The sequence below is a fragment of the Nocardiopsis sp. NPDC055824 genome (assembly GCF_053616335.1).
Genome location: NZ_JBSHDN010000228.1, coordinates 1 through 9606, shown reverse-complemented (window position 1 = coordinate 9606; position 9606 = coordinate 1). Strand labels below are relative to the sequence as shown.

General features: G+C 70.7%; 10 protein-coding genes and 3 pseudogenes. 8 read left to right on the top strand and 5 right to left on the bottom strand.

Annotated features, from left to right (window positions below; genetic code table 11):
* The 3 genes and pseudogenes from ACWGL3_RS28280 to ACWGL3_RS28270 form a co-directional block, all read right to left on the bottom strand.
* Positions 1-211 (bottom strand): annotated as a pseudogene (locus ACWGL3_RS28280) (IS5/IS1182 family transposase); the annotation flags it as partial.
* 53 nt (positions 212-264) lie between these two features.
* A pseudogene (locus ACWGL3_RS28275) lies at positions 265-591 on the bottom strand (transposase); the annotation flags it as partial.
* Positions 592-727: 136 nt separating this feature from the next.
* Positions 728-1498 (bottom strand): hypothetical protein, encoded by a 771-nt coding sequence (locus tag ACWGL3_RS28270; RefSeq protein WP_452461996.1) that lies wholly within the window; start codon positions 1496-1498, stop codon positions 728-730.
* 374 nt (positions 1499-1872) lie between these two features.
* Here ACWGL3_RS28270 and ACWGL3_RS28265 point away from each other — a divergent pair, with 374 nt between their 5' ends.
* The 3 genes from ACWGL3_RS28265 to ACWGL3_RS28255 all read left to right on the top strand — a co-directional run bounded on the left by ACWGL3_RS28265 (position 1873) and on the right by ACWGL3_RS28255 (position 4847).
* Positions 1873-2055: a hypothetical protein gene (locus tag ACWGL3_RS28265; RefSeq protein WP_452461995.1), complete on the top strand. Its 183-nt coding sequence runs from the start codon at positions 1873-1875 to the stop codon at positions 2053-2055.
* Entirely contained in the window at positions 2042-2782 is a 741-nt protein-coding gene (locus tag ACWGL3_RS28260) for a MerR family transcriptional regulator (RefSeq protein ID WP_452461994.1), read from the top strand. The genes ACWGL3_RS28265 and ACWGL3_RS28260 overlap by 14 nt, the downstream gene beginning before the upstream one ends.
* A gap of 136 nt (positions 2783-2918) precedes the next feature.
* On the top strand, positions 2919-4847 hold the full coding sequence (locus tag ACWGL3_RS28255; RefSeq protein WP_452461993.1) for an alpha/beta fold hydrolase: 1929 nt from the start codon (positions 2919-2921) through the stop codon (positions 4845-4847).
* 134 nt (positions 4848-4981) lie between these two features.
* On the opposite strand, the pseudogene ACWGL3_RS28250 reads toward ACWGL3_RS28255, so the two are convergent.
* Positions 4982-5302, bottom strand: a pseudogene (locus ACWGL3_RS28250) (pyridoxamine 5'-phosphate oxidase family protein); the annotation flags it as partial.
* Here ACWGL3_RS28250 and ACWGL3_RS28245 point away from each other — a divergent pair.
* The 5 genes from ACWGL3_RS28245 to ACWGL3_RS28225 all read left to right on the top strand — a co-directional run bounded on the left by ACWGL3_RS28245 (position 5274) and on the right by ACWGL3_RS28225 (position 8350).
* Positions 5274-5654: a VOC family protein gene (locus tag ACWGL3_RS28245; RefSeq protein WP_267944770.1), complete on the top strand. Its 381-nt coding sequence runs from the start codon at positions 5274-5276 to the stop codon at positions 5652-5654. The pseudogene ACWGL3_RS28250 and the gene ACWGL3_RS28245 sit on opposite strands and share 29 nt — an antisense overlap.
* A gap of 402 nt (positions 5655-6056) precedes the next feature.
* Positions 6057-6386: a PadR family transcriptional regulator gene (locus ACWGL3_RS28240; protein WP_267944769.1), complete on the top strand. Its 330-nt coding sequence runs from the start codon at positions 6057-6059 to the stop codon at positions 6384-6386.
* Positions 6387-6388: 2 nt separating this feature from the next.
* On the top strand, positions 6389-6778 hold the full coding sequence (locus tag ACWGL3_RS28235; protein WP_267944768.1) for a DUF1048 domain-containing protein: 390 nt from the start codon (positions 6389-6391) through the stop codon (positions 6776-6778).
* Complete coding sequence (locus ACWGL3_RS28230; protein ID WP_267944767.1) at positions 6775-7578, top strand: ABC transporter ATP-binding protein; 804 nt, start codon at positions 6775-6777, stop codon at positions 7576-7578. Before ACWGL3_RS28235 ends, ACWGL3_RS28230 begins: the two co-directional genes overlap by 4 nt.
* 10 nt (positions 7579-7588) lie before the next feature.
* Complete coding sequence (locus ACWGL3_RS28225; RefSeq protein WP_267944766.1) at positions 7589-8350, top strand: ABC transporter permease; 762 nt, start codon at positions 7589-7591, stop codon at positions 8348-8350.
* Between the two features lie 431 nt (positions 8351-8781).
* Here ACWGL3_RS28225 and ACWGL3_RS28220 read toward each other — a convergent pair whose 3' ends face one another.
* A complete protein-coding gene (locus ACWGL3_RS28220; protein ID WP_267944765.1) occupies positions 8782-9258 on the bottom strand; it encodes a hypothetical protein in 477 nt (158 codons plus the stop codon).
* Between the last annotated feature and the right edge of the window lie 348 nt (positions 9259-9606).

Below are 9606 nucleotides of genomic sequence, written 5' to 3'. Positions count from 1 at the left end.
GCACCCGCACCGGGCGGGTGCGCGCCGGCCCCGACCGGCCCCGTCCCGCCACGCGCACGCGCTCCATGACCGGCTCGAACTGCGGGGCGTCTCCCCGCTGCCCCGCCGTGAGCACCACCGACATCGGCTTGTGGCCCTGCTCGCAGGCCAGGTGGATCTTGGTGGTCCACCCGCCGCGCGAGCGCCCCAGGGCGTGGTCGTCGGGCTCCACCGTTTCGTGATCTGAACCTTCCCCTTTTTCTGGGCCCCGGCGGCGTGCTGGTGGGCGCGCACGATGGTGGAGTCCACGTTGAGCTGCCAGGTGATCAGTCCCGCCGCATCGGCCACCGACTGCAGCGAGTCCAGGAGCCGGGCCCAGGTGCCGTCCAGGGACCAGCGGCGGAACAGGTCGTAGACGCTCTGCCAGGGCCCGTACCGTTCGGGCACGTCCCGCCAGGGCGCCCCGGCCCGCACACGCCAGCGGATGCCGTTGATCAGTTGGCGTTTGGACCGCGAGGGCGGGCGGCCCGTGGTCGGGGCGGGCAGCAGGGGGCACAGCAGCGCCCACTGGGCGTCGGTGAGGTCACCGCGCCCCGGTTTGGGTAGAGTCACAGCGAAGCCTTCGGTGGGCTCGGTCTTCTTGGTCGTTGACTCGTCTACCGAAGGCTTCGCTGCTGTGCGGGGTGACACGCCTGGCGTGACCGGATCGGTGCTTTGATCCCTGATCACACCAGTTACCAAACAGGCCCTAGACGGGCCCGATGCCCTCCACGATGAGCAGGACCTCCTCGGGGTGGCCTTCCACGGCTCCGTCGGGGCCCTCCAGGAGTTCGTCCATGACGGTGTCGTCCATGTAGGAGACCTCGATCACCACGCCGGGTTCGGGGGAGAAGAGCGCCCCGGCCCCGTTGTAGTGGCCGGTGCCGTCCGGGAGCTCCCGGATGCCGCCTCCGGGCAGGACCTCCTCGAGGGGGATGCCGCCCTCGGCATCCGGCGCCAGGTAGGCGTCCACGTCCGTGAAGTCCGCGTGCCGGTGGACCGTGACGTACACGTCGGAGGGGGCGAACACCTCGCGTTCGGGAAGGACCCGGCCGTCGTCGTCGACGAGGTGGTCCACGTCCACGGTGTCGGGCAGCCAGGACCGCTCGACCTCCTCGGCGTCGGGCAGGACGACCTCCTCCTGCCCTTGCTGCTGCCGGGACATCCAGGCGTTGACGTCGTGGTCGTAGGGGGTGCCCTCCACGGCGTCGGGCAGGTATCCGATCTCGTAACCGCTGAGGTCGCCCTCGGCGGGGAGGTAGCCCTGGGCCTCCAGGAACGGTGCGGCCTCCTCCAGGGACATGCGCTCGGAGGGCGCGCTGCCGTCCGCGTTCAACTCGGGGAGTGCCTCCTCCGAGGAGGAGCTGGGTTCCACCGCCTGCGCGGTTCCGCACGCGGTCGTGGCGACCATGACGGCCACGGCGCCGAGGGTCATGGCGAGGACGGGGGAGAGGGGGGTGCGCTTCTGCCGGAAGGTCATGGGTCCATCGTGCGGGCCGGGGCCCGCGGCGGCATGAGTACGCGCACTCAACCGTCCTCCGCGGAGGCCTCCGGCAGACGTGGTCCGCCTCCCGTGCCACGCGGCGACGGCGTCCTCCGCCGCCCGGCGGAACCGGGGCGGCGTCCGTCCCGGCCGGGAACCGGTGGCCCGGATCACCGCCCCGTCGGCCGTGACCGCCTTGACCCCGACGCAGCGTCCGGGTCTTTCCTGGTCGCATGCCGCTCACACGGTCCCCGGTCGTCGCCCCCTGTCCCGCCCCGCATCCGCTGAGCCCGCGCGGCAACGACATCGCTGCGATGGCGCCGCCGCAGGTCGAACGGACCCCCGGCGCGGCACGTGGGAGGGTGTTCGGCGTGAGGACCACCCTGCTGATGATCGCCGCACCGGCCGAGACCGGTCCCGCCGGGGTGACGGCCGACCACGGGCCCCCGGTCCTGGCCGGGGCCGGCGTGCGGATCCTCGTGCTGCCGACCGTGGTCGTGTCGCGTGCCCTGCGCGACCTGGAGCCGAAGGAGCCGTCCCATGCTCAGCGGTGAGCTCGCGGAGCTGGCCGGCGTCACCGTCCGCACGCTGCGCCACTACCACCAGATCGGACTGCTGCCCGAGCCGCCGCGCTCGGCCGGAGGCTACCGGGACTACGGTGTGGGCCACCTCGTCCGCCTCCTGCGCATCACGAGGATGACCGCACTCGGCGTACCGCTGTCCGCGCTCCCCGCGGTGCTGGACGATCCGACGGCCGCCGAGGAGCTGCTCGACGAGCTCGACCGCCAGGCCGCCGCCGACATCGAACGGCTCGTCGCCCGCCGGGCCGGGATCGCCGCGCTGCGCCTCAGCGGCGCCCCGCCCGACCTGCCGCCGGAAGTCTCGGCATGGCGCTCCGGCCCGGCGGCGGAGATGCCTGCGGACATGGCCCGCTACGAGCACGAACAGCTGGTCCTGGTCGGCCACCTGCTCGGTGAGGACGGCGCGGCGGGGTTCGCCGCCCTGTTCGGCGGGGCGGACAGCGGCACGGCCGCGTTCGCGCCGCTCACGGCGCGCTTCTACGCACTCGGGCCCGACACCCCGGACGAGGAGGTCTCCTCGCTGATCGACGAGCTGGTCGAGCACCTCGAGCCGCTGGTACAGCGGCTGGACGGCCTGCCCCCGCTCGACGCGCAGGCCGAAGAGCTGATGGACGAACTGAACCGGCAGAACCTCAGGCCCGTGCAACACCGCGTCCTGCGCCGGGTCCAACAGCGGCTGGCCCGGCCCGGTGGGGCCTGACCCGGCTCCGCGGCCCCGCGCCGGTCCGTACTCTGAGGGGCACTGTGACCCAGGACATCTCCCGCGGGCTTGCGTACGACGCGACGTCGGGGTCTTGACTCGGGGGCGCCGTATCCACCGACCCCGAGGATTCGCCATGACCGCTCCGTCGAAGTTGATCTCCGTCGAAGAGTTCTTCGGCCCGCCCGCCCGTAGCCGGGCCCTGCTGTCCCCGGACGGTGCGAAGGTCGCCTACCTCGCCCCGTGGCGGGGACGGCTCAACGTGTTCGTCCGCGACCTGGACTCGGACTGGACCGCCCCCGACGACGCACACGACGCCGACGCCCCGGACGTCCGGCGCGTCACCTCCGACACCCGACGCGACATCGACGCCTTCTTCTGGACCACGGACGGCCGCCACCTGCTGTTCCAGCAGGACGCCGACGGCGACGAGAACTGGCACCTGCACCGCGCCGACCCGTACCGCCCCGATGAGCCCGCGGTCGACCTGACCCCCTACGAGGGCGTGCGGCTGCTCGGCGCGCAACTCCCGCCGGACCGGCCGGGCACCGCGTTCGTGCAGCTCAACATGCGCCGCCCCGACCTGATCGACCTCTTCGAGCTCGACCTGGCCACCGGCCGCCTGACCACGGCCGCGGAGAACCCCGGCGACGTCCTCTCCTGGCTGCGCACCCCCGACCGGCTGCTGGCCTTCACCATGGAGGAGGGGGGCGACCACGTGCTGTCGGAGTGGGACGCGGGTGAGCGGCGCCCGATCGCGCGGTTCCCCGGCGCGGACGCCCTCTTCGGGGTCCTCCCGGCCGCGCCCACCCCGGACGGGGGAGGGCTGTGGATCGGTTCCTCGCGCGGCTCGGACCGCACCCGCCTGGTCCGGGTCGACCTGGACACCGGCGAGCAGACCGGGGTGGACAGCCACCCCGTGTTCGACCTGGACACCCCCCGTCCCGAGGCCGATCCGCGCTTCCCGTCCTCGCTGATCCTGCACCCGGCCACCGGAGAACTCCTGGGCGCCCGCTACCTCGGGGCCAGGCAGGAGGTCCACGCGCTCGACACGCACTTCGCCGCGGTGCTGCCGCGGCTGGCCGAGCTGTCCGACGGCGACCTGGCCCACGTGTCCTGCGACGCCGCGGCGCAACGCTGGGTGGTGGACTTCACCCACGACCGCGATCCCGGCGTCACCTGGTTCTACGACCACGCCACGGGTCGGGCCCGCCGCCTGTTCCGGCCGTTCCCGCACCTGGACCCGGCCCGGCTCGCACCGGTCACCCCGATCACCGTCACCGCCCGCGACGGCTTGTCCCTGCCCTGCCACCTCACCCTGCCGGTCGGGGTAGAGCCGCGCGGCCTGCCGACCGTGCTGCTGGTGCACGGCGGACCGTGGTACCGCGACAGCTGGGGCTACGACCCGGAGGTGCAGCTGCTGGCCAACCGCGGCTACGCGGTACTCCAGGTCAACATGCGCGGCTCCACCGGTTACGGCAAGGCCCACACCCGGGCCGCGATCGGCGAGTTCGCGGGCAAGATGCACGACGACCTGCTCGACGCCCTCGACCGGGTGGTCGAGCAGGGGATCACCGACCCGGACCGGGTCGCGATCTACGGGTGCTCCTACGGCGGCTACGCCGCACTCGTCGGGGCCGCGTTCACCCCGGACCGGTTCGCCGCAGCGGTCAGCTACACGGGGATGTCCGACCTCGTCGACCTCGTCCGGTCGGTCGTCCCCTTCGCCCGCCGCGCCGTCGAGAACAGCTACCTGCGCTACATCGGCGACCCGGACGACCCCCGCCAGGAGGCCGACATGCTCGCCCGTTCTCCCATCGGCCGGGTCGACGACATCACCGCGCCGGTGCTGCTCATCCACGGCGCCAACGACGTTCGCGTCCACCGCCGCAACTCCGACCGCGTCTTCGACGCGCTCCGCGCCCGCGGCGCCGAGGTCGAGTACCTGCTGAACGAGAACGAGGGCCACTGGTTCGTCAACACGGACAGCAACATCGAGCTGTACCGCACGCTCGAACGCTTCCTGGCCCGGCACCTGGGCGGGTGCTCCTCGAGCACCGCCTGAGCCGGAGCGGCCGGGAGGGGGCCGCGCTCCCTCCCGGCCCGGGCGCTCCGGAGGCAGGGACGGGTCGACGCCGTTCCCGACTCCGGCCGGGATCTCGTGTTCCGGGGTGTTCCCCGCCCTGCCGTGCCCGAGGGCTACGTCTCGCCGTTCTTGGACAGGTCCTTGACGACGGTGCGGTCGGGTGTGAAGCGGACCAGGCGGCCGTCATCCGCGTAGTGCCGGAAGTCCGGATGCCAGGCCTCCTCGTCCTCACCCAGGTAGCGGCGCAGCAGACGTCTGGCCAGAACCTGGTCGAAGGGCGCCACCTCGGCTTTGCCGTGCATGGTCACCTGGAGGAATTCCATACGCTCCAGATCGCAGGTGTCCACCACCACGGAGGCGCGCGCGTCACGTTCCAGGTACTTGGCCACGACCGAGTAGGAGCCTGTGAGCCACCACAGGGCGTTCTGCTCCCACCCCGCCTCCCTGGCCCGCTTCTGGGCGGCGGCGCTCGACGGGTACGAGGTCGCCCCCTACGACGACGGGGAACTCGAGCGACTCCGACGAGAGGGGATCGAGGACCCCGAGGACGATCCCTCGGTGCTCGTCCAGCCGGTTTCGGGAGCAGCGCCCCGCTTGTTCTTCAACAAGGTCCCCGAACCGAAGAGCGCCAAGAACCGGGTGCACCTGGACCTGTGGGCCGAGGACGTCGGGGCCGAGGCCGAACGGCTCGTCCGACTGGGCGCCACCAGGACGGCCCGGATCGAGGACTGGGTGGCGATGGCCGACCCCGAGGGCAACGAGTTCGACGTCCTGCCCGCGGAGTAGTCGCGCTCGGCACGTCGCGGCCTCTCCGCCCAGGGAAGGCCCCCGCGGGCGGTGCCGCCGGGACCGGAGCCGGGGCCGTCCCGGGGGACGTCCTCCTGCCGGAGGGCAGGGCTGCCCGGCGACCAGCGCCTTGAACGTGGCGAAGTCGCCCGGGGCAAACGGGCCGACCGGCGGGCGGAGCCCGTCGGGGGGATCCGCCTGACGGCATCCGGCCGCGGGGGCGGACGCCCCGGCCCAGGGCCACCTGCGTCGCCTCGGGTGGGCCACCAGGGCCGCGCCGCGCCCCACCACGTGCTCGCAGCGCGGACAACCCTCATCGGTATTCGGTGTTGCTATGTACTGGTAGTCAGTAATACTATGCACTAGTAGTCAGTGTTGATGAGTAGCCAGAGGAGGCGTTCCGTGGGCAAGCAGGCAACGGAGATGCTCAAGGGGATCCTGGAGGGCATCGTCCTCGCGATCCTGTCCGGCCGACCGGCCTACGGCTACGAGATCACGGCGTGGCTGCGGGACCAGGGCTTCTCCGACATCGCCGAGGGCACCGTCTACGCGCTGCTCGTCAGGGTCGAGCGGCGCGGCCTCGTCGACGTCGAGAAGGTCCCGTCCGAGAAGGGGCCGCCGCGCAAGGTGTACTCGCTCAATTCCCAGGGGCGTGCATACCTCGAAGAGTTCTGGAGGACCTGGAGCTTCCTCACAGAACGACTTGAACAGCTCCGAGAAGGAGGAGAGTGAAAATGGCACCCAGTTGGATCGAACAGGTCACGGGATCGTTCGAGGACAAGAAGCGGTACCGGCAGTACAAGGCGCGCACGAAACAGCTTCCCGGGAACTACCGCACGGCGATCGAGGCGCTCGACCGATACCTGATGTACTTCGGCTCGATCACGAAGGGGGACATCCTGATGGAGATGCTGGACGACCTCATCGACCTCTTCGAGCAGAGCGCCGCGGTCGGAACCCCGATCCGGGAGATCGTCGGGGAGGACCCCGTGGAGTTCGCCGAGACGTTCCTGGCGAACTACTCGGAGGGCCAGTGGATCAAGAAGGAGCGCGAACGCCTGGCCCGGGCCATCGAACGCGCCGCCGCAGAAGACACCGGAAAGGAAGAGGGACCCCTCCGATGAAGACACAGAAGCAGTCGGCGATCCGCCTGCGGGGCCTGGAGAAGTCCTACAAGGACCTGCGCGTGCTGCGCGGGGTGGACTTCGACGTCGCGCCGGGCAGCATCTTCGCCCTGCTGGGATCCAACGGGGCGGGCAAGACCACGGTCGTGAGAATCCTGTCCACCCTGCTCAAGGCCGACAAGGGAACCGCCGCGGTCAACGGCTTCGACGTCGCCGCGCAGTCGGCGAACGTGCGGGAGTCCATCAGCCTCACCGGACAGTTCGCCGCCGTCGACGAGATCCTCAGCGGTCGGGAGAACCTCGTGCTCGTCGCCAGGCTGCGCCACATGGAGGAGCCGGGCGCGATCGCCGACGACCTGCTCTCCCGCTTCTCGCTGACGGAGGCGGGCGGGCGGAGGGTGTCGACCTACTCGGGCGGCATGCGCCGCCGCCTGGACATCGCCATGAGCCTCATCGGGAACCCGCCGGTCATCTTCCTGGACGAACCCACGACCGGGCTCGACCCCCAGGCGCGCGTCGAGGTGTGGGAGGCGGTGAAGAACCTCGCCGGGAGCGGCACGACGGTCCTGTTGACCACGCAGTACCTGGACGAGGCCGAACAGCTCGCCGACCGGATCGCGATCCTCCACCGGGGCCGGATCATCGTCAACGGCACCCTCGCCGAGCTCAGGGCGATGCTGCCGCCCGCCGAGGTCGAATACGTCGAGAAGCAGCCGACCCTGGAGGACGTCTTCTTCGCGGTCACCGGCGGCTCCGACACGGACGGCGAAGACCGCCGGACCGCATTAGAGAAGAAGTAGGGGACCGACCATGGCAACGCACTTCCTCGGCGACACCGCCGCGCTCACCGGACGGACCCTGCGCCACGTCACGCGCAGCCCGGACACCATCATCACGACCGCCGTCATGCCCATCGCCATGATGCTGATGTTCGTCTACGTGTTCGGCGGCGCGATCGACACCGGGTCGGTCTCCTATGTGAACTACATGCTGCCCGGCATCCTGCTCATCACCATCGCCTCAGGGATCGCCTACACCGCGTTCCGGCTCTTCACCGACATGCAGGGCGGGATCTTCGAGCGCTTCCAGTCCATGCCGATCGCCCGGTCGGGCGTGCTGTGGGCCCATGTCCTCACCTCGCTCGTCGCCAACGTCCTCTCCCTCGTGGTCGTCGTGGGCGTCGCCCTGCTCATGGGCTTCCGGTCGGGGGCCGGGGTGGGGGCGTGGCTCGCGGTCGCCGGCATCCTGATCCTGTTCACCCTGGCGCTGACCTGGATCGCCGTGATCCCCGGCCTCTCCGCGACCTCGGTGGAGGGCGCGAGCGCCTTCTCCTACCCGCTCATCTTCCTGCCGTTCCTCAGCTCGGCGTTCGTGCCCACCGACACCATGCCCGGCCCGGTGCGCTGGTTCGCCGAACACCAGCCGGTGACGTCCATCGTCAACACGATCCGCGACCTGCTCACCGGCCAACCGGTCGGCAACGACGTCTGGACCGCCCTGGCCTGGTGCGTCGGCATCCTCGTCGTCGCGTACGCCTTCGCCATGGCCACCTACCGGCGCAAGATCAGCTGAGCGCGCTCCCGCCCGGCCGTCCGTCGGGGACGAAGGGCGCGGACCGGCGGCGCCAGGGGCGGCACGGCGCGCCGGGCAGGAGCCCGGCCTCCACGGACGCGCCTCACCACGCACCATGACCCTGTGAGATCGCCCAGACACTCAAGGCGACCAAGGCCGCATGCGGAGACGCCGACGGCCCAGCGGCCCCGCACCGGATTCGTGCCGGTGCGGGGCCGCCGTGGCGGAGGGGCGTCGGTACGGGGCGGGGGGAACCAGGCAGGCGCACCCTCACACGCACGTCCGACCACGGAAGAACACGGTCTCCGAGGTGGCTCCGCCGAGGCCGGGCGCTCCACGGCGGCCGGCGAGGGCGCCGGGGTGTTGGAGGCCAGGGCCCCTTGGTTCTGGATCCTGTGCCGATGCCCCTCGACCCCAGGGGGCCGCAGACCTCAACGGCCCGGCGCGTCGACCTGTCCGGAGGGGCCCGTCTCCGCGGACAGGGTCTCGGGGAAACCACAGTTGCGCAGCCCGGGAATGGGCTCGTAGTTTCCGCCCCCGGAAACGTTCACCGCCGGGAACCAGCCCCATCCCTGGTCCAGATAGGCCTCATCGCCCTGGGTGTAAAGCCACCAGTTGTTGCGGTACTCGCCGGCCGGAGGGTTCTCCAGGTAGGTGAATTGCTGCTGGCAGACGAACCATGCCCTGTTCGCGTAGAGGTATCCAGAAATTTCACTGGGGTTGTCCCTGCCGACACCCCTTTCGAGGTTGCCGCCGAGCCATGCGTTGCAATACGTCGTTGACCAGGACGTTCCGTGGTGATCGACCACGGTCGGCCCTGCGCCGGAGCACCCCTGTGCCGCACTGGCGGGCCCGGCCGCGGCGATGCTCCCGGCCAGCGCTGCCGCGACAAGGAGGATTCTCGTCATTTTTCTCATCGTTCCCGTCCCAGTGGTGGTATTGAGGGTAAACACCGTTGACAATGATCCTCCCATGTGCGGGAGATATCCACTGGGAAAAAACAAACAATGTCCGATTCCGGCCATTGTCGATGGTGAGGAGTCAGTGTCACGCCATTCTCGCGTGCATCAGGATTCCCATCCTGCGAGCGTGTCGCCGTACGCCGACGGGTGCGTGCGCCGGTACGCCGTTCTGCGGAATACCCGTTGTCATGGGTGATGGACCGAAGATCTGCGGATCCGAGTGGATTCGAGCCTCCGCGCACCCCGGGCGGCACGGGTCATCGGCCGCGTCGGCCGCCTGTCGGCAGACGGTCG

Coding starts and splice junctions, on each gene's coding strand:
- ACWGL3_RS28270 (WP_452461996.1), bottom strand. CDS start 1,498: ATGACCTTCCGGCAGAAGCGCACCCCCCTCTCCCCCGTCCTCGCCATG.
- ACWGL3_RS28260 (WP_452461994.1), top strand. CDS start 2,042: ATGCTCAGCGGTGAGCTCGCGGAGCTGGCCGGCGTCACCGTCCGCACG.
- ACWGL3_RS28255 (WP_452461993.1), top strand. CDS start 2,919: ATGACCGCTCCGTCGAAGTTGATCTCCGTCGAAGAGTTCTTCGGCCCG.
- ACWGL3_RS28235 (WP_267944768.1), top strand. CDS start 6,389: ATGGCACCCAGTTGGATCGAACAGGTCACGGGATCGTTCGAGGACAAG.
- ACWGL3_RS28230 (WP_267944767.1), top strand. CDS start 6,775: ATGAAGACACAGAAGCAGTCGGCGATCCGCCTGCGGGGCCTGGAGAAG.
- ACWGL3_RS28225 (WP_267944766.1), top strand. CDS start 7,589: ATGGCAACGCACTTCCTCGGCGACACCGCCGCGCTCACCGGACGGACC.
- ACWGL3_RS28220 (WP_267944765.1), bottom strand. CDS start 9,258: ATGACGAGAATCCTCCTTGTCGCGGCAGCGCTGGCCGGGAGCATCGCC.